This window comes from Aliidiomarina sedimenti, from assembly GCF_003986955.1.
In the GTDB taxonomy this organism is placed as follows: Bacteria; Pseudomonadota; Gammaproteobacteria; order Enterobacterales; family Alteromonadaceae; genus Aliidiomarina; species Aliidiomarina sedimenti.
On record NZ_PIPN01000002.1, the window covers coordinates 476,907 to 496,752 of the forward strand.

Here is a 19,846-nt window from a genome sequence, read left to right on the forward strand (position 1 = left end):
TCTCCAGTCTGTTATGAGACGTATTCTGATCCGTGTTAGTAGTGCTATACGGGTGTTTGCTTCTACAGGTTCAGTGGCCGCAGATCGACGGTTTTATTTAGCTTAACGTCGATATTGGTAATAGGTCTGCAACCGTTTCCGCAATTTTTCGGAATGTCTGGCGGCGTGACGTGGTGGGCCTGAATAGCAGACCTATTTCACGATAGGCTTCCCCGTCTGTTGGGGTCAGCGCAACCAGTTCAGTGTTACTTAGGATCCCCTGGTCGATTGCCATTTGTGGCACAAAGGTCGCGCCGGTGCGCGCTTCGGCCATTTGCACCAGGCTATGCAGACTGGATGCGGTAAATGGATTGATCTTACGGCTATTACCTAAGCGGCAGGCAGTGACCGCATGCCCGGTCATACAGTGTTCATGCTCGAGCAGGAAAATGCTTTGATCCGGCAGCTTATTGTAGTCCACGGGCTCGCCGACGTCTTTGGCCAGATCCGGGTGCAGCACCATCTTGAACGGATCTTTACCCAATACCCAGGACTGGTTGCCCTGTGTTTCGATCGGTAAGGCCAGAATAAGTGCATCCAGCTCGCCATTCTTTAACAGCTGCATCAGGTGTGCTGTGGTGTCTTCGCGGATCTGCAATTGCAGCTTCGGAAAGTCGTCGTGCAGGCGGCGGCTAAGCGGGCCGAGCAGAAAAGGGCCGATAGTTGGAATACAGCCAAGCCGCAATGGGCCTTCCATAATATTGCCCTGGCTTTGGGCGTGATTCATCAATTCTTCGGTCTGGGTCAGAATATTGCGGGACAGGTCGACAATTTCTTCGCCCATGCTGGTGAACAGGAAAGATTTATGGTCCCGCTCAATCAACTGACAGCCAAGTTGTTCTTCCAGGTTTTGAATGCCACTGCTTAATGTGGACTGGCTGACGTAGCAAGCCTGCGCAGCACGGTTGAAATTCTGATGCTGATGCAATGCCAATAGATAGCTAAGGTTCTTAAGACTTGGCAATTTGTTCATGGCGTTCTCCCGCTGACCACTTTTATTCGTTTAACCGATTACTGTGATAGTTTTTATTCGCTTTCGTCGATGCAGAGCTAAACCTATCATGTGCAACGTGAATTTCAAACAGCAATCCTAATTGGAGGACGAATTATGTTAACAGTAGGCGATAAATTACCAGATTTCTCAGTTGTTGCAGCGAAGCCTGGATTCAACATGCCAGAAGAAAATGGCCAAAGCGCTTTTGAGACTATTACTCAGGACAGCTTTGAAGGTAAGTGGAAAGTTATCTTTTTCTACCCGAAAGACTTCACCTTTGTATGCCCAACTGAAATCGTTGAATTTGCGAAGCTGAACGAAGAGTTTGCAGACCGTGATGCAGTGGTTCTTGGCGGCAGCACAGATAACGAGTTTGTGAAGCTGGCATGGCGTCGTGAGCACCCGGATCTGAACGGCCTGAATCAGTACTCTTTTGCTGATACTTCAGGCGACCTGGTCGACGGTCTTGGTGTTCGTGACAAAGAAGAGAACGTGGCATTGCGTGCGACCTTCGTGGTTGATCCGCACAACACGATTCAGCACGTTTCAGTGAACAGCCTCAACGTGGGCCGTAACCCTCAGGAAATCGTACGTATCCTCGATGGCTTGCAAACCGATGAGCTGTGCCCATGTAACCGTGCGGTGGGTGGCGATACTCTGTAACCGAGGCGCCCAGTACGTCAGCGGTGCCAGAATACCGGGCACCGCTGCGATTTCCCGGCTGTTAAGCCACCTTGTTCAGTACGCAACTAATTTTGGAGTGAAGTATGACTATTGCAGACTACAAATCAGGGCTTGGTAGCCACTCAAAAGATACCAAGCTGAATCTGGGTAACCTGTTTTCCAATCCCGACGCAAGTGGGATGACCAAGGATCAGTTTTACGGAACAGCGCTTTCTCTGGCCTATTCGCTGAATGACAGCAACCTGATCAAAGCAGTTGAAGCTGAAGCCGAAGGCAATGTTGAAGCCAACGTGATTGAAGCGGCCAAAACCGCTGCTTCGTTAATGGCGATGAACAATATCTATTATCGATTTTTACACCTGGCATCTGACAAGCAGTTTGCCAAGATGCCTGCCGGCCTGCGCATGAACGCAATGGCGAACCCAGGTGTCGAGAAAGTTGATTTCGAACTTTATTCATTGGCAGTGTCAGCCCTCAATGGCTGTGGCATGTGCATTGATTCGCATGTGAAGACACTGCTGGATCATGGCGTATCAGCCCAGGCCGTGCAAAGCGCTGCCAAGATGGCTGCAGTGTTAAATGCAGCGAAAACTGCGTACGCGCTGTCCTGAACCTGCAAGACCCGGGAGTAACTCATCCTTTGCTCCCGGTAACGGAAGTTCCCCAAACGACCGTTGAAACTTTTAACCCGCCTCCCCGGCGGGTTCTTTTTTTCTACTGGCAGCGCTTCGTTGTGGCTCATTTTCCGGCCTTTTGGTAGAATTTGGGAGATTTTTCCCAGCATACTGAATGAGGTAGCGCAATGACCATGTTTTCCCGCCTGTTTTCGATTCTTCTTCTAGTCAGTATGTTGGTCGCCTGCAGCAGGCCCGTGGAGCCCCAGACCCTGCGTGGCGAAATCTTTGGCACCTTTTTTGAGGTAACGCTGGGTACGGCACACGAGGATGTGGATCTGGCGCAGCTTGAACAGGGCATCATGACCACATTGAATGAAGTGGATCGGCAGATGTCGACCTATCGCGATGACTCGGTATTAAACCAACTCAATAATGCACCTTTGCATCAGCCTGTACCCGTTAACGATGAGCTTTTTTATGTACTGCAGCGCAGTGAAGCAATTGCCTCACGTTCACAGGGACGCTTTGACCATACGGTTGGAGGACTCGTCAACCTGTGGGGGTTTGGTCGTGATGGCCGAGTGACCTCGGCACCTGATGAGGACGAAATCGAACAGCGTTTAGAGGAAGTTGGCTACCATTTCCTAATCCTGGACGAAAACGAACAGAGCGCCATGCGCACCAGCGATATTTTTATCGAACTATCCGGGATTGCAAAAGGCTACGGTGTCGATGCGGTAAGTGCGTATTTAACCGAGCAGGGTATCGATAACCACCTGGTAAATATTGGTGGCGATATATACGCTAAAGGCACGCGCAGTGAAGAGACGCGCTGGCGCGTTGGCATTGAGGCGCCTACCGAGGGGCGTCAGGTTGTTCAGCATATTCTCCCGATTGAGGATATAGCCCTGGTCGGGTCAGGCGATTACCGTAACTATTTTGAAGAAAATGGCGTACGCTATTCGCATACCATTGACCCGACGACGGGTTTACCTATCAGCCACAAGCTCGCCGCGGTGACCGTGCTGGCAGACAATGCGACAGATGCCGATGGGTACGCCACGGCGCTGTTGGTGATGGGAACGGAACGCGGACTGGCGTTTGCCAACCAGCACGATATTGCGGCATTGTTTATTACCCGTGGGGATGAAGGGTTTATTAGCCATATGTCACAACGTTTTGAGCAGGATCATCAGGCTGATATGCGCGTGCCGACAGTGCAATAACTCGTAAAGGAGAATGCCATGCAATATGTAGAAGGCTATGAAAATCTCGTCGAGTTGGTCGAGCACGGCGATGCAGAAGGGTTAAAATCAGCACTCAACGCCATGCCCTCGGCGGACGTGGCGGAATACCTCGACGAGCATTTTGAGGTATACAATACGCTGGCGCTGATGGAAATGATGGAACCTCAGCAGCAGGCTGAGGTGTTCGGGTATTTACGTCCGGCCCACCAGCAGGAAGTTGCGTCGCACATGGAGCTGAGCCTGTTGGCGCAGTTGTTCCGCGATATGTCGTCGGACGAGCGGGCTGATGTCTATGCCCTGCTGGATCTTAAACTGCAGGATGCATTGATGCGCCGGCTGGCACGTTCAGAACGCGAAGACCTGTTGCGCCTGGTGAGCTATGAAGAAGGCGTGGTGGGCTCGGTGATGACCTCTGATTATGCCACGATACCGGTCGGATGCACGGTAGAGCAGGCATTGAAGAAGCTACGTCAGAGTGCGCCGGAAAAAGAAACCATTTATCAGGTCTATGTGGTTGATGCGCAGCACAAGCTAGCCGGTGTGGTGTCATTGCGCCAGTTGCTGACCGCGACCCCGAATGAACAGATTGACGACCTGATGACAGTCGATGTGGTCAGTGTAAACCCGGACATGCCCAAGTCGGAAGCGGCGCGTATTATTTCCCGTTATGACTTGATTGCTATTCCGGCGGTGACTAATGATAACCTGCTGGTGGGGATGGTGACCTTCGATGACGCGATGGACGTGGTCGAAGAAGAAGACACTGACACCATGCACAAATCAGCAACCGTCGGTAAGCTGGAAGCCAGTTTGCGCGACGCCAGCCCAAGAACCTTATATAGCAAACGAATCAACTGGCTGGTATTGCTGGTGTTTGTGAATATCTTTTCGGGTGCCGCGATTGCCTACTATGAAGACACTATTATGGCGTATGGCACGCTGTTGTTTTTCTTACCCCTGCTGATTGCCAGTGGTGGTAACTCCGGCTCACAGACCGCGACGCTGGTCATACGGGCGATCGCCACCGGTGATATAGGCAAAGGGGATGTGCTTAAGTTATTTGCCAAAGAGTTGTTGGTTTGTTTTTCACTGGGTCTTTCGATGGCGGCTGCGGTCATGGTTGTGGCTTACTTCCGCGCCCCTGAGATAATGCTGGTCATCGGTTTAAGTATGCTAAGTATCGTAATGATTGGCAGCCTGGTCGGTCTGCTACTACCTTTCTTACTGAAGCGTCTCGGCTGGGATCCGGCAACGGCAAGTACACCTTTGGTGACCACGATTGCCGATGCCACTGGGGTAATGGTGTATTTTTCCATTGCCACGGCAATCCTCGGGTTAGCACTCGGCTAACCTGCAGGTGGCTCCCAGCCTGAACCTTACTGACTGGGAGTCACTATGCAGCAGATCAACCTGTCTCGTCTTAAATCTAGTCTTCTCGAACTTTCTAAAATAGGTTTCAACGAAAAGGACCATGGGGTCTACCGGTCTGGCTTTACCGACGCCGATATGAAAGCACGCTACTGGTTGCGCGATCTGGCTCTGAGTGAGGGGTTTATCGCTGATATTGATGGCGGCGGCAATGTCTGGTTTGGTCTCGGCGACCTTGATAAACCTGCAGTAGTGATTGGTTCCCATCTCGATACGGTGCCTGCAGGCGGTATCTTCGACGGTGCTCTGGGAGTGATGGCGGGTCTTGAAATCCTGCGCTGTATAAAGGAGCAGTCAATTGCTCTCGATTACCCCATACGGGTGGTCGCCACCGCCGAAGAAGAAGGTCGCTTTGGCGGCATGTTCGGTGCTCAGGCGATTACCGGCAAGCTCAATATGGACTGGCTGTTGTCGGCTCATGATGCGGATGGTGTCTACCTCACGGATGCGATGAAAGCCCACGGTTTCAACCCGATGGACGCCTTAGAGGTTGCCTGGCCGAAAGGCAGTATGCGCAGCTTTCTGGAGTTACATATCGAACAGGGCCCGGTGCTGGAACAGCAAAATATTCCGATTGGCATTGTCGATGGAATATCCGGGGTCTTTAAGTGGATTGTTCACCTCAAAGGTAAAGCCGATCATGCGGGGACAGCGCCGATGGATATGCGCAGCGACGCCTTTATGGGGCTGGCTGATTTTGCCCACGAGATCCCCCGGATTATCGACGAAAACGGGACCGATAAAACGCGCATAACGGTGGGCAAAGTCGAACTTAAACCAGGCTACCCACATACAGTGCCAGGCGAAGCTATTTTTACCATTGTCGCTCGTGACATGAGCGAAACCGTTATGAAAGAGTTGGCGGAAGCCTGCGATAAAACCTTGTTATCCATCGCCCGGCGCCATCGACTCCGCTATGAAAGGGAAGAAGTCAGCTGGCTGGCGCCGGACTATTGCAGTGACAGTATGATCGAACTGATGGAGGAAAAAGCTGCAGCGCGCGATTATACGTATTTACGAATGCCAAGCGGCGCCGGTCATGATGTCCAGTTTTTCACTCAGATTAGCGAAGCTGGTTTGATTTTTATTCCTTCCGTCAACGGTGTAAGTCACGCCCCTGACGAATGGTCGCACTGGCACCACGTCGAAATGGGCAGCAACCTGCTATTTGATGTGGTACTGGCGCAATGCCAGCAGGACGAGGTTTAACCGTGCGACTGTTTGATGCATCGCAAGCTCTGTGGCCTGATCTTTGCTGCCGAAAGGCGTATACTGACGGCACTTACGGTACTAGTAGTGGTATGCCGCGATGCAGCAAAATATTGAAGTGAAGGATAAAGCGCCGGACAGTGTTGGTAAACCTGTCAAAATCCAGCCCGCTAAGGGGTCCACTCAGCATGCGCCAACGGATCGTATTTATGTACGTGACGTAAAAGGCCGGGTTGAAACAGCCCGTCGCCTGTTAGGGTTTGCGCTGATGGCACTCTTCCTGCTGTTACCCTGGTTAACCTATCAGGGGGAGCAGGCAATTCTGCTCAATATTCTGGATCAGCGTTTCCGTATTTTCGGGCTGACCCTGTGGCCTCAGGATCTGACCATTCTGGCCTGGATCTTCATGGTCTCCGCGTTTGCCCTGTTTCTCGTTACCACTTTATGGGGCCGGGTCTGGTGTGGCTTTACCTGTCCACAAACCACCTGGACCTTCATCTTTATGTGGTTTGAACGCAAGATTGAAGGCTCGCGGCACCAGCGAATGAAGCTCGATCAGCGGCCAATGGACGCAGACAAGGCTATGCGTAAAGTGCTGAAGCACGTCGCCTGGCTGTTGGTCGCTTTACTGACCGCACTGACCTTTGTCGGCTATTTCACCGATATCCGGCAGTTGTTTGGTGAGTTTTTTCTGCTCCAGTCGGGAGCATGGGCGACCGGCTCGGTTATCTTCTTCACCTTCGCCACCTACGGTAACGCAGGCTGGATGCGCGAAATTATGTGTACCCACATATGCCCCTACGCCCGCTTTCAGTCGGCGATGTTTGATAAAGATACCTTTATTGTCGCTTACGACGAAAAACGCGGCGAGCCGCGGGGACCCCGTGGGCGTAAACAGGATCCGCGAGCGCTTGGGCTCGGTGACTGCATTGACTGCAACCTGTGTGTCCAGGTGTGTCCGACCGGTATCGATATTCGCAATGGCTTGCAGTACGAATGCATTAACTGTGGTGCCTGCATCGACGCCTGCGACAATGTGATGGAGAAAATAGGTTACCCGAAAAAGCTCATTAGCTTTACCACGGAACGGCGCCTGGAAGGCGGTAAAACCAAAGTCTTCCGCTTGAAAAGCGTTGGCTATGGTGCGGCACTTCTGGTGTTAACGGCGCTGCTGGTGCTAGACATTCTGTTCCGGGTTCCTCTTGAACTGGACGTGGTGCGTGACCGTAATACCTTGTTCCGGGAAAATCAGCAGGGCTTTATTGAGAACGTCTATCAGCTGCGAATTATCAATAAATCGCAGCAGGCAGACACTTTCCGCATCGATGTGAGTGGACTAGATGAAATCGAGTATATGGGGCCGACTGAACTGCGCATTGAAGGCGGGGAAGTGTATACGGTGCCGGTCACTGTTGCGATAGACCCGTATTTTCTTGAGGCGAGCCTGATTGAGATTCGCTTTACGGTGAGCTCGGTGTCAGACTCTGAGGTTGAGCGAACAACCCAGAGTAATTTTTTATCAACAAGATGACAGATTTTAGCTTTACTGGTCTCACCCCAGATCTGATTATGGATGCCCTTGAAGCCGTCGATGTTTGGCCGGATACCGGGTTGCTGGCGCTGAACAGCTACGAAAACCGGGTCTACCAGTTTGCCGCCGACGGCAAGCGTTACGTGGCCAAGTTTTATCGTCCGCAACGCTGGAGCGATCAACAGATCCTTGAGGAGCATTCGTTTCTGGCCGAACTCAAAGAGGCTGAGATCCCGGTGGTGGCGCCGTTGGCGCTGGGTGACACTACGCTGGCCGAACATAGTGGTTTCCGTTTTTCGCTGTTCCCCAGCGTTGGCGGGCGGGCTCTGGAAGCTGATCAGGACGAGCATTTGTTTCAGCTCGGCCGCCAGGTCGGGCGGATGCATATGGTGGGGAAACGAACCCCCTTTGTGCACCGCCCTTCGTTGTTCAGCTTAACGGATCTTGAGCAGGCAACCGAGCAGCTGCGTGACTGTGCATTAATCCCGGACTCAATGCGACTGCCGTTCTTTACCATTTTGGATCTTGTTGTGGCGCGCCTGGGTGACCTGGATCTCACGCGCTATGACTCCATTCGCCTGCACGGTGACTGTCATGTTGGTAACTTATTGTGGCGGGATGACAGCTTAACCCTGGTCGATTTTGATGACTGTCGCCAGGGCCCCGCTATTCAGGATTTATGGATGATGCTTTCCGGTGAGCGTCATCATCAGGTCGCGCAGCTGGATACCTTGATTGACGGCTATGAAGAATTTGCTACTTTTAATGCGGCCGAACTTAAATTAATTGAACCTTTACGCGCCTGGCGAATCATTCAGTACATGGCATGGCTGGCAAAGCGTTGGGACGACCCGGCTTTCCCCCGTAGTTTCGGCTGGTTCGCAGAAGCCGCGTACTGGGAGCGCCAGGTACTTGCCCTGAAAGAGCAATTTGCAGCGCTGGACGAAGAACCGCTGCGCTTGCAGCCTGGTTACTAACGAAGGCATAATGCTTTTATAAATCGCTTCAAAATAGGTAAACAGACAATGAAAAAACTTTGGTTAGCAATGGTCGCCGCTGCGACATTGGGCATGATGGCGAGTGCCAGTGCAATGGATTTTGAAGAAGGTGTGCATTATGACGTGGTGAGCGATGAAGCCACCGAAGAAACTGAGATCATTGATTTTTTCTCGTTCTACTGCGGCAGTTGTTACCAGTTCCAGCCGTTTAGTGAAATGGTCAGAGAAGAGTTCGGTGATAGCTTCAAAAAATATCATGTAAACTTTATCGGTCCTCGTAACATGGGCGATATCACCATTCGTGCATGGGCGGCAGCCAATATTTTAGGTGTTACCGAAGAGGTTGCACCGCTGGTCTTCCGTAAGCATTTCCAGCAGCGTAACGTTAGTAATTCGCTGGATGATTTAGCGGGTGTTTTTGCCGCCGCCGGTATTGACCGTGAAGAGTTCGATAATGCGTACAACAGCTTTCCTGCTCGCAGTCAGGCAAACCGCATGCGCCGTGAAGCAGAAAAGTACAATGTGCAGCAGACCCCGACGTTTATCGTCAATGGTCGCTACCGCATGAATCCTCAAGGTTTCCGTGATAGTAATGATTTCTTCTCAGACTATCTGGAACTGGCGAAGTATCTGGTCAATAAAGACAGCTAATACTCCGCTAAGCCTAAGCCGCTACACCTGGTAGCGGCTTACATTTTTCTCTAACTGCCCCGCCGTATCGGCAAGCTCTTCCATATAACTCGTCGCCTGACGGGTGCCGTCTGCAGTCTGGTTGGCAATATCCACAATGGTCGTCATGTTCTGATTGATTGTTTCAGAGACCGATGTTTGCTCTTCCGCAGCGGTTGCGATTTGTGCGTTCTGAGTATTGATAGTATTGACTGCCTGCAATACATCAGCCAGGGCGTTTTCGACGTCACTGGCCTGAGCCACGCTGGTAGAACTTCCTTGCTCGATGGCTTCCATAATACCGGTTACCTGAGAAGTACCTTGCTGGACTTGTTCAATCATGGCCTGGATTTCGTGGGTGCTGGCCTGGGTACGGCTGGCCAGAGTGCGCACTTCGTCGGCGACTACCGCAAAGCCACGGCCGGCCTCACCCGCGCGGGCTGATTCGATAGCAGCATTGAGTGCCAGCAAGTTGGTTTGTTCGGCGATATTGCGGATAACGTCCAGTACGCTACCGATTTGTTTTGACTGTTCATTCAACTGATCGACAGCGCTCGTCCCTGCCGCAACCTGGTCAGCCAGTCCATGGATGACTTCGACCGCAGAATGCAGCTGGCTGTTGGCAGACTGAACAAGCTCCTCAGCCTGGCTCGCTGCAGTCGAAGCCTGTTGAGCACTGCGTGCGACTTCCTGCGATGCGGCGGCCAGTTCGTTGATCGCGGTGGCAACCTGTTCACTTTCTTCCTGTTGCCGGGTGACACCCTGGCGCGTTTCGCTGAGCACCCGATTGAGCTTAACCGAGGCTTCATTCATGGCGCCAGAGGAATCACGAATGGTCATTACCATGTTACCGACGTCATCGGCAAAACGATTAAAGGAGGTCGCGAGCTGACCCAGTTCGTCGTCCTGTTCGACGGTGATGCGACGAGTCAGATCGCCGTCACCCTGAGAGACGTCGTTCATCGCGGTGACGGTGGTTCTTAGCGGGCGGGTAATCCCTCTGGAAACGTACAATGCAACCGCTGCGATAATCAGCACCGCAATAATTGAAGCCACTAGCGTACTGATGAAGGCTTCGGTAACCGCATTGTCGACCCGGTTGGCTGTTGCATCAACCTGGGCCTGCAAACCTTCAATCCAGAAACCTGTTCCCACCACCCAGTTCCATTTCTCAACCAGATCGGCGTAGCCAAGCTTGGGCCCGATAGTGCCATTACTACTTTCCCACCCATATTCAACATAGTCGCCGCCACGCTCGGCGGCGGCGATCAGTTCCTGAATCAGGTAAACCCCATTTGGGTCCTGGAAGTCACGTAAATTGCGCCCTTCAAGGGCCTGGTTGACACCGTGAGCAACACTGACACCCTGTTGGTCATAGACGAAGACGTAGCCGACGTCACCGGCATCATCGAAACGCAGACTGCGCAGGACGGTTTTAGCCTGCTCCTGCAGCTGTGCGGTATTGCTGCCGTCATCAGCGGCCACCAGATGTTGGATCGAACTGATAGCAAGCTGCAGGTAGTTACGTACCTCTGCTCGACGGTCCCCTTCCATTTGTCCTGCGAAGTCAGCCACGGTTTGTTCGCCCATATGGCGTGCCTGATAAAAGTTGTAAAAAGTAACCATAGCGGCAATCAATACGGGTGGTATCAATGCCAGCGCTAGTACCCGCTGCTGTATAGAAAGGGACATCCTGCTCTCCTGCAATCGTAAAGATAAGGATAAGATTATACTAATTTAACGGCTAAAGGGCGCGCCGACTTTAGTCTAACTAGCGCGATCACAGGGTTTTTGCTAGTTTATGGGAACTTATTATCCAGCGGACAGAGGTTGTTTTGGAAGAAATCGTCAGCACGGTGCAAACATGGGTGACCTGGTTGGAGGAACAACCTTACCTGTACGCGCTGGTCGCAGTCACAGTATTGGTGCTGCTGGCGCTGATCAGTAACTGGGTTACTAAGCACGTTTTATTGGCAGGCCTTACCCGTGGCTTGCGCCAAACCCGGTTCGGTCAGGACCATTTGTTTGAAGAATCACGGGTGATTACCCGATTGTCCAATGTAGTGCCTGCGTTGGTGTTGTCCTCCGGGGTCGTTTTAATCCCTCATCTGCCGGATTTTGTGGTTACTGTGGTCAGAAATGTGGCCACGGCATTTATCATTCTTACTGTCGCCCTGGCAGTGGCAAACTTTCTGACAATTCTCAACCGCTTATATGAGCGTCGTCCCGACGCCGCGATGAAACCCATCAAAGGCTATGTCCAGGTCGTCAAAATACTAATTTATGTCATTGCGGTGCTGCTCATCGTTGCGACGTTAATTGACCGCTCGCCAGTTATCTTGCTGTCTGGTTTGGGAGCCATGGCGGCGGTATTGATGCTGGTCTTTCAGGATACCCTGTTGTCGCTGGTGGCCAGCATGCAGATCACCTCCAACGACATTATTCGTGTGGGTGACTGGGTGGAAATGCCCGGCTTAAGTGCGGATGGTGATGTCATTGATATCTCGTTGCATGTAGTAAAAGTGCAGAACTGGGATAAAACTATTACCACCATTCCTACCCGCCGCTTTATTGATACCGCATTTAAAAACTGGCGCGGTATGCAGCAGGCCGGCGGTCGACGCATGATGCGCGAAATCATGATCGATCAGCAAAGCATCCGCTTTTTGAGTAACGACGAGCTGGAGCATTTACAGCGCTTTTCACTGTTGAGCGATTACATTAAGAAAAAACATGATGAACTGAGTGAGTGGAATCATGAACTGGAGGGGAATGGCGCGGACACCATTAATTCCCGACGTATGACCAATATCGGTACGTTCCGCGCCTATATCAGCCAGTATTTAAAACACCACCCTGGGATCCATCAGGAATTGTTTATGCTGGTTCGGCAATTGGCGCCAACCGCCGATGGGCTTCCTTTACAGGTATATGGATTTACCAACGACACTGGCTGGGCGGTGTACGAAGGGATCCAGTCGGATATATTTGACCACCTGTTTGCTATTATTCCGGAATTTGGCTTGCGTGTGTATCAGCACCCAAGTGGCGTCGATATGCGCGAGGTTGGCGCGGCACTGGCTGCCTCGCAGCAGGTTGAGAAAGAACAGAAGAAGGACCTTGAAGAGTTAGATAAAGAGGAGTCAGGTAACGAGGACTCAGATAACGACGAAGCGGAGAGCGAAGAGTCCTCTCAGGAGAAAACTACGCAGCGAACTAACGCTGCGCCTGAGAGCGGTGACTCTGCATAATATTTTCGATGCGCTGGTCTTTTAACTCCCAGCGCGTATTCAGCCAGCTCTGGAAATGCTCTTTAAACGCCGCGTCGTTAAAGTAGTCGCCGACCAGATCATCAGTGGCTGGCAACGCATCAATGTGCAGATGAATATGGCGCAGGCGCCCGGCAAGGAAGTCAATTACCAGGGGTTTATCAGGGTTACGGTCAGGGTAGACAATGGTAATGTCGAGGATCGCATCAAAGTTACCTTCCATGGCCTGCAACGTAAAGGCAGTGCCCCCAGCCTTAGGGGGTAGTAAATGCTGATACGGGCTGTGTTTTTGTGCGCGCTTCTTCTCGGTGAAACGGGTTCCTTCACAGAAATTAATCACCGTAGTCGGCAGAGTCTTAAATTTCTCACATGACCGGCGCGTGGTCTCGATATCTTTGCCTTTTAAATGCGGCTTCTTTTCCAGCAGCTGGCGCGAGTAGCGTTTCATAAAGGGCATGTCGAGCACCCAGCAGCCAAAGCCGATAAAAGGAACCCAGAAAAGCTCCTGTTTGAGGAAAAAGCGCGGCATTGGCATATCTTTATGGGCCAGCCGCATTAACACCAGAATGTCGACCCAGCTCAAATGGTTGGCCATGATCATGTACCAGCCATCACGGCGTAGCTCCACGCCTCCCTCTATCTGCCAGATGGTTTTTTGGGTCAGGTTGAACATTGCCGTAACTGCATAACCCCAGAGTCTGAATAAGCCATTGGCGAGCGACGCTACCAGGCGCTGCCAGGGACGAATAGGAATTATCCGTAGAATCCCCAACAGGATAATCGCCACTGCAATTACTGTAGTGGCCACACAGCCCCAGAGAAAATTGATCAGTATCTTAAGTGGTGCAGGAAGAAATCGAAGCATTGGCAATAAAATCTCAGCAAGTTCATAGGTTTTTGCCGTTATCATACCTGAAGCAGAGAAAATTTCGCAGCCTCATCTTGCGTTGAAGAAAAACAGCCTTGTATACTGTATTTATGTACAGTAGTTAGAGGTTGTCATGAATTCTCTGCAGCACCCGGCTCTACAAACTATGTTGCAACGTGGTCAGCTTTTCCGTGGCCAGCAGCACATTGTTGAGACTAACCACCAGCGTGCCAGCACAGGGTATTCGAAGCTTGATCAGGTGCTTGCCGGGGGGTTGCCTTATGGCCAGTTGCATGAAGTACAGCTGCCGGGGTTATTCTGTGGGGAAACAGCCCTGCTCCGTGCCCCCTTGCAGTCTGCGGAGCGCGCAAACCATCCGGTCTTCTGGTTTAACCCGCCTGCGCAGCCTCATATGTCGGGTATGGGGCTGAGCCATGCCCGGCATACCTTACTTCAGGGGCTGGAGGATGATGAGTTAACCTGGGCTGTGAGCCAGGTTGTCAGTGAATTATCCACTGGGGTGGTCTGCATTTGGCATCCTAACCTGCCCGCACAGGCAGTTCGCCAGTGGCAGCGGCGCTTGCATGGCGAGCTTCTGCTGCTGGTCTTTACCCGTCATATGAATAACGAAGCGCGTGCTTACCATAGCCGGCTGCGTCTGCAGCTTGAACAGGGGCAACTGAGTTGGGATGTACTAAAGCGACCTGGAGGGTGGCCGGTACATGGCCTGGGTGAACGGTTGCAGGCATGGTAGTTCCAGCTTCAATACCGCCCTGGGCGTACATTCGTTGCTTTCAGCTCTATCTCGAGCATATCCAGCGTCGTTATAGTGATGAGCAGCCCGTGGTGGTCTATGAGGTCACTGGTTTACGCGTTGTGCAGGCAAACCAGGCCGCGCTCGCCTGCGGCGTTGAAGTTGCAATGCCACTATCCGACGCCTGGTTGTTGTGCGATAACCTGCAAACAGAGCAGTACGATGAAGCCACTGAACGTCAGTTATTGGCTGACATAGCGCTGGCGCTGTATGCCGACTTTGCTGAAGTAGCACAAGACCCAGAGCACTGTGGATTGTGGCTGAGGCTACAAGGGCTGCAGCGGTTATATCAGGATCCCGGGCAGGTTAAGCATCGTATCCAGACCCACCTGACCGGGGCCGGTTATCAACTGACCTTTGCATCCAATCCGCGGTGTGCTCAATTAGGACTGGACGATTTGCAGCAGCCGATGGCGGATGCCAGCCAGCATTGTCTGGTGATCAATACCCCGCTGGATGAAGCCGTCAAAGTTCGTTTACTCCACATGGGTGTAGATACGCTGGATAAACTGCTAAAGGTCCCGACCACGGCATTAGGTAAGAAATTCGGTGCTCCTGTGGTGCGCCTGGTCGCTGAATTGCGTGGTCAGCAAAGATTGCCATTGCAATGGCTGCAGCCAGCGGACAACTTCAATCACCGGGTTGAACTGGCGGCGGAAGCACGCAGTTGGGCTGCTCTGCGTTTTAGCTGCAAACGACTGTTACAGATGCTGCAGCGCTACCTGCAGACCCGCCAGCTGGCACTGACCCGTTTTCTCATTGTGCTCACCTGCCGCCAGGGGCTGCATCAGCAGATCCCAATTCAGTTAGCTTACCCACAAACCCAGGCCGATGACTTTTTTGCCCTGCTGCAGGTAGCAATGGAGGCGACTAAGCTGCGTGCCCCGGTGATGTACGTGCAGCTTGAGGCGCAACATTTTGAGCAACTGCAGGCGACCAGTTATGGTTTCGAACCGGTTACCGGCGAGCAAACTGCGCTACCAGCGCTATTAAACCGTTTGCAAATGAAGTTAGGTGACGCGCGCGTTTATGGCTATCGGCGTAAACCGGGGTGGATGCCGGAAAGTCAGCAAGAACAGGCACCTGCCGCCAGTGCGCCGGGGACGACGGGCAATCTTCAGGCTGCAGATGACTGGCGGCCGCCGTGGCTTGTCACACCCGAGGTGGTAGACATCAATGAGTGGCAATTGCATGGGCAGCCGCAACGATTGCAATCCCCCTGGTGGCAACCCCGCTCTGAACAGCGTGACTATATGCTGGCGCGGGACCATCACAGGCGTTGGGGGTGGCTTTACTTTCTTGCTGCTGAGCAACGCTGGTACTTACATGGGTGGGCAAGCTAATGACAGCTTATGCTGAATTGCACTGTCTGACCCATTATAGTTTTCTGCAGGCGGCATCGTCACCTGCGGAGATGGTGCAGCGCGCAGCTGAACTTGGCTACCAGGCCATTTCGGTCACCGACGAATGTTCTTTTGCGGGGGTGGTGAAAGCATGGCAGGCCGCGAAAGCGCATAAGATTCAACTGCTAGTGGGTTGCTTCTTTAATGACCCCACCGGGCGCTATGTATGCCTGGTAAAAAACCTGGCAGGCTATCAGCAACTGAGCGCCCTAATTAGCCATTGCCGGCAACAGGCAGAGAAAGGCAGCTATGTATTTAAGCCGCAGTGGCTGTTGAGCAAACCTCTGTCAGACTGCGAGTTGCTTTGGTTACCGGCAGCAAATACACAGACTGTATACGCGCAGATCGCTGATATACGGCGGCTTTATGGCAGTCGATTTGCGATCTTAGCGGTGCGTGATCGCCTCGCCAGCGATCAGGCCTGTGCCCGGGCGGTGAGTTCTCTGGCGGCCCAGCTGGACGCCCCCATTGCGGCCAGCAATGCGGCGTTATTGCACAGTCCGGAGCGTCTGCCATTGTTACATACCCTCAATGCAATCGCGGCAAATACCACGGTGGCAGCGATGGAGTCGGAGCATTGGGTGAATGCTGAGCGTCATTTACGCCCCTGCGATCAACTGACTCAGTTATTTCCACTGAAGTGGCTGCAACAAAGTGCGCTTATCGCCCGTCAATGCAGCTTCGACCTTGGGTGTTTACGGTATCAGTATCCGGGCGAAGTGGTTCCGGCCGGGTGTACGCCATCGAACTATCTGGCTGAGCAAGCCCAGGCGGGTGCTGAACGTCGTTACCCTGCAGGGGTTCCGCAGAAGGTTCAGAGTCAGCTTGATTCAGAGCTGGCTTTGGTTGAACAGCTCAAGTATGAACATTTCTTTCTTACTATTTATGACTTAGTTCAGTTTGCCGAAAGCCAGCATATTCTCTTTCAGGGTCGTGGTTCGGCAGCAAATTCAGTGCTTTGTTATTGTCTGGGCATTACTGCCGTTGATCCAGACCAGTCAGAATTACTTTTTGAGCGCTTTATCTCGAAGGAACGGGATGAGCCACCGGATATCGATGTCGATTTTGAGCATCAGCGGCGGGAAGAAGTCATTCAGTATATTTATCGCAAGTACGGGCGCCATCGGGCAGCATTGACTGCGACCGTTATTACCTATCGCTTACGCAGTGCAATTAAAGACGTAGGTAAAGCGCTGGGGTTTCCGCTTGCTCAGTTGAGCCAGTTACTGACTCGCCTGGATCGGCGTGACAGTGAAGATGACTGGCAACAACAACTGGATGCTCTGGGCGTTCTACAACACCCCATGGGCGGCCATTTACTCCAGTTGGTGGAGCAGATCCGGGGATTTCCGCGTCACCTGTCGCAGCACGTGGGTGGCTTTGTTATTGCTGCTGAACGTTTATCTGACCTGGTCCCGGTGGAAAATGCGGCAATGCCTGAGCGTACCGTTATTCAGTGGGATAAGAATGACATCGAAGCATTGAAGCTGTTAAAAGTCGATGTACTGGGGCTGGGTATGCTCTCGGCGTTGCGGCGGGGGTTTCAGTGGGTCGAACATTGCTATGGACGAACCCTTACTATTGGCTCCATTCCGCAGGAAGATCCGAGCGTGTATGCGATGCTCCAACGCGCCGATGCGGTGGGAATATTCCAGGTTGAGTCGCGGGCACAAATGAATATGCTACCGCGCCTGAAGCCGAAGACCTTCTATGACTTAGTAGTGCAAATAGCCATTGTCAGACCAGGTCCGATTCAGGGGGACATGGTTCACCCTTATTTACGTCGCCGCGACGGCCTGGAGCCTGAAGACTATCCCAACCCAGCGGTTGAAGCGGTACTTAAACGCACCTTAGGCGTTCCCATTTTTCAGGAGCAGGTTATTAAGCTTGCCATGGTGGCTGCCGGATTTTCCGGTGGTGAAGCCGATCAGCTGCGCCGGGCGATGGGGACCTGGAAAAGTACGGGGCAGATGATCGAGTTTAAGCGCAAAATAGTGTCAGGGATGCTGGCGCGGGGATATGACGAGTCATTTGCTTTGCGTTTATTTGAGCAAATCTGTGGCTTTGGTGAGTATGGATTCCCTGAGTCTCATTCTGCCAGCTTTGCTAATCTGGCATATGCCTCGGCCTGGTTAAAGTACTACTACCCCGCGGCTTTTTATGTCGGCCTGCTGAATAGTCTGCCGATGGGGTTTTATTCTGCAGCACAGCTTATTCAGGACGCCCGGCAGCACCAGGTAACTGTATTGCCTGTATGTATAAATAACAGTCTGTGGGAGCACCAGCTAACTAAAGAAGATGAAAGCTGGGCCCTTCGTCTGGGTTTTTGCGTAGTAAAAGGCCTAAGCAAAGCTGCCAGCGTTGAGATAACTGCCGCACGTCCGGGTGTGGGTTTTGCTAAGTTAACTGAGATCGAATCACTTGCTATCCCGAGTTCTGACCTGCAGGCGTTGGCCAGTGCTGATGCATTTCGGGGTATTGCGGGTCACCGTTATCAGGCTCGCTGGGATATGACCCACCTGGGTGAGCAGCTCCCCTTATTAACAGAGGCGGAAGCTGGCCAGGCGGAATATCAGCTAACGGAGCCTTCGGCCGTCGATACCATGGTGCAGGACTATGCTGCGACGGGTCTTACCTTAGGCACTCACCCACTAGCGCTATTGAACCAGCAGGGAGTACTGCCGACGCATAAGCGCGCACAAGAACTAATTCATCTTCGCAGTGGTCAGGTTGTCACCGTAATAGGCCTGGTCGTAGGTCGCCAGCGCCCATCGACCAGCACCGGGGTTACTTTTATTACCCTTGAAGATGAAACCGGTAACGTCAATGTGGTGCTATGGCAAAAGTTAGGGCGTCAACAACGTCAGCACTGGTTACATGCAAAGCTATTGCAGGTAACAGGCACGGTAGAAATTGAAGAGAGTGTGGTGCATGTCGTGGCGGGCCGTCTCCGTGACATCTCGGATCGCCTGCCGACGCAGGCAATCCGCTCACGAGACTTTCATTAAATCCGGTTAGTGTTTTGCGTTTCTGCCAGGTAATCGTTTTTCAGTTCCACATAGTTACGTGACGATTTTTGCAGGAAGTCGCGCTCGCTTTCATTCAGCGGACGTTTCTTCTGCGCTGGACTGCCGACATACAAATAACCGCTCTCGAGCGTTTTATTCGGCGCTACCAGTGCACCTGCTGCAATCATGACATCGTCTTCCACCACTGCACCGTCCATAACAATAGCGCCCATCCCTACCAGGATCCGGTTACCAAGCTGGCAGCCGTGGAGCATCACTTTATGACCAAGGGTGACATCATCCCCAATAATCAATGGATAGCCATCCGCGTTTGCAGCGCTAGTCCGGGTGACATGGAGAACACATGCGTCCTGAATGTTGCTGCGCGCGCCTACGCGGATAAAATTGACATCACCGCGAGCGGCGACCAACGGCCATACACTACTGTCTTCCCCTAGTGTGATGTCGCCAACCAGCTCCGCAGATTCATCGATGTAGACTGAAGAAGGATATTGTGGGCATTTACCTTTATAAGAACGGACAGATTTTGAAGACATAGTTACCTCTGAAGTCGCTTTCTTTACTTAATACGTATAAATATACAGCAAACTGGACAGAATTGCTTCAAACGGCCTTTTTCTAAGGTTTTTTTTAGAAAATCGCTTGTGTTTAAAGCTCCGCGCTCTATAATGCGCCCCACTTCAAACGGTTAGCCAGCAACGAGTTGCCAGCAAAGCAAGTTTGAAAAAAGCCTTGACGGGATGTTTTAAATCCTTAAAATGGCGCTCCCGGCTCGAGATGAGCAGGAAAGCATTAAAAGTACGTGTTAACTCTCTGCTAACAAGTCAAATTGAACGCAGAAACTTGAATAAAGTCGTTGACACCGAAAATGAGGCGTGTAGAATACGCACCTCGCTTGAAGCGGCTAACGCCCACAAGCAAACGTTCTTTAACAATCTATCAAAGCCAAGCAATCTGTGTGGGCACTTACATTGATTGAGCAACTTAAAAAGCTACTTCGGTAGCAGATCTCAACCACAGGCTTGTCCTGCAGGTAGGGTCAAAATT

16 protein-coding genes are annotated in these 19,846 nt (G+C 52.1%); 12 read left to right on the forward strand and 4 right to left on the reverse strand.

Features of this window, described 5'->3' with window-relative positions; genetic code table 11:
- Positions 1-97: 97 nt before the first annotated feature.
- Positions 98-1,012, reverse strand: coding sequence for a hydrogen peroxide-inducible genes activator (locus CWE12_RS06875; RefSeq protein ID WP_126788932.1), 915 nt, complete (start codon positions 1,010-1,012; stop codon positions 98-100).
- Positions 1,013-1,147: 135 nt separating this feature from the next.
- Between CWE12_RS06875 and CWE12_RS06880 the strand changes: the two genes are divergently transcribed.
- The 8 genes from CWE12_RS06880 to CWE12_RS06915 all read left to right on the forward strand — a co-directional run bounded on the left by CWE12_RS06880 (position 1,148) and on the right by CWE12_RS06915 (position 9,398).
- Positions 1,148-1,696, forward strand: a complete 549-nt coding sequence (locus CWE12_RS06880) for a peroxiredoxin (protein ID WP_126788933.1) — start codon at positions 1,148-1,150, stop codon at positions 1,694-1,696.
- Between the two features lie 104 nt (positions 1,697-1,800).
- Positions 1,801-2,328: a carboxymuconolactone decarboxylase family protein gene (locus tag CWE12_RS06885; protein ID WP_126788934.1), complete on the forward strand. Its 528-nt coding sequence runs from the start codon at positions 1,801-1,803 to the stop codon at positions 2,326-2,328.
- A gap of 191 nt (positions 2,329-2,519) precedes the next feature.
- On the forward strand, positions 2,520-3,560 hold the full coding sequence (locus tag CWE12_RS06890) for an FAD:protein FMN transferase (RefSeq protein WP_126788935.1): 1,041 nt from the start codon (positions 2,520-2,522) through the stop codon (positions 3,558-3,560).
- 18 nt (positions 3,561-3,578) lie between these two features.
- Positions 3,579-4,931 (forward strand): magnesium transporter, encoded by a 1,353-nt coding sequence (gene mgtE / locus CWE12_RS06895; protein WP_126788936.1) that lies wholly within the window; start codon positions 3,579-3,581, stop codon positions 4,929-4,931.
- A 45-nt stretch (positions 4,932-4,976) separates the two neighbouring features.
- The gene (locus CWE12_RS06900) at positions 4,977-6,218 is read left to right on the forward strand and encodes a Zn-dependent hydrolase (protein ID WP_126788937.1); all 1,242 of its coding nucleotides are present in this window, start codon (positions 4,977-4,979) and stop codon (positions 6,216-6,218) included.
- Positions 6,219-6,318: 100 nt separating this feature from the next.
- Complete coding sequence (gene ccoG, locus CWE12_RS06905) at positions 6,319-7,749, forward strand: cytochrome c oxidase accessory protein CcoG (protein WP_126788938.1); 1,431 nt, start codon at positions 6,319-6,321, stop codon at positions 7,747-7,749.
- Positions 7,746-8,726: a serine/threonine protein kinase gene (locus tag CWE12_RS06910; protein WP_126788939.1), complete on the forward strand. Its 981-nt coding sequence runs from the start codon at positions 7,746-7,748 to the stop codon at positions 8,724-8,726. The genes ccoG and CWE12_RS06910 overlap by 4 nt, the downstream gene beginning before the upstream one ends.
- A 48-nt stretch (positions 8,727-8,774) precedes the next feature.
- The gene (locus tag CWE12_RS06915) at positions 8,775-9,398 is read left to right on the forward strand and encodes a thiol:disulfide interchange protein DsbA/DsbL (RefSeq protein ID WP_126788940.1); all 624 of its coding nucleotides are present in this window, start codon (positions 8,775-8,777) and stop codon (positions 9,396-9,398) included.
- A gap of 21 nt (positions 9,399-9,419) precedes the next feature.
- Here the strand turns inward: CWE12_RS06915 and CWE12_RS06920 are convergent, their stop codons facing one another.
- Entirely contained in the window at positions 9,420-11,108 is a 1,689-nt protein-coding gene (locus CWE12_RS06920; protein ID WP_126788941.1) for a methyl-accepting chemotaxis protein, read from the reverse strand.
- A 176-nt stretch (positions 11,109-11,284) separates the two neighbouring features.
- Between CWE12_RS06920 and CWE12_RS06925 the strand changes: the two genes are divergently transcribed.
- Positions 11,285-12,667, forward strand: coding sequence for a mechanosensitive ion channel family protein (locus CWE12_RS06925; RefSeq protein ID WP_241984158.1), 1,383 nt, complete (start codon positions 11,285-11,287; stop codon positions 12,665-12,667).
- Here the strand turns inward: CWE12_RS06925 and CWE12_RS06930 are convergent.
- On the reverse strand, positions 12,633-13,493 hold the full coding sequence (locus CWE12_RS06930) for an acyltransferase (protein ID WP_241984159.1): 861 nt from the start codon (positions 13,491-13,493) through the stop codon (positions 12,633-12,635). The genes CWE12_RS06925 and CWE12_RS06930 overlap by 35 nt on opposite strands.
- Before the next feature lie 193 nt (positions 13,494-13,686).
- Here CWE12_RS06930 and CWE12_RS06935 point away from each other — a divergent pair, with 193 nt between their 5' ends.
- The 3 genes from CWE12_RS06935 to CWE12_RS06945 are packed head-to-tail and all read left to right on the forward strand — an operon-like array spanning position 13,687 to position 18,778.
- Complete coding sequence (locus CWE12_RS06935; RefSeq protein WP_126788942.1) at positions 13,687-14,307, forward strand: hypothetical protein; 621 nt, start codon at positions 13,687-13,689, stop codon at positions 14,305-14,307.
- Positions 14,301-15,710: a Y-family DNA polymerase gene (locus CWE12_RS06940; protein ID WP_126788943.1), complete on the forward strand. Its 1,410-nt coding sequence runs from the start codon at positions 14,301-14,303 to the stop codon at positions 15,708-15,710. The genes CWE12_RS06935 and CWE12_RS06940 overlap by 7 nt, the downstream gene beginning before the upstream one ends.
- Positions 15,710-18,778: an error-prone DNA polymerase gene (locus tag CWE12_RS06945; protein ID WP_126788944.1), complete on the forward strand. Its 3,069-nt coding sequence runs from the start codon at positions 15,710-15,712 to the stop codon at positions 18,776-18,778. The genes CWE12_RS06940 and CWE12_RS06945 overlap by 1 nt, the downstream gene beginning before the upstream one ends.
- Here the strand turns inward: CWE12_RS06945 and CWE12_RS06950 are convergent.
- Positions 18,775-19,335 carry a gamma carbonic anhydrase family protein gene (locus CWE12_RS06950; RefSeq protein WP_126788945.1) on the reverse strand — a complete coding sequence of 187 codons (561 nt, stop codon included), beginning with the start codon at positions 19,333-19,335 and terminating at the stop codon, positions 18,775-18,777. The genes CWE12_RS06945 and CWE12_RS06950 overlap by 4 nt on opposite strands.
- Positions 19,336-19,846: the final 511 nt, after the last annotated feature.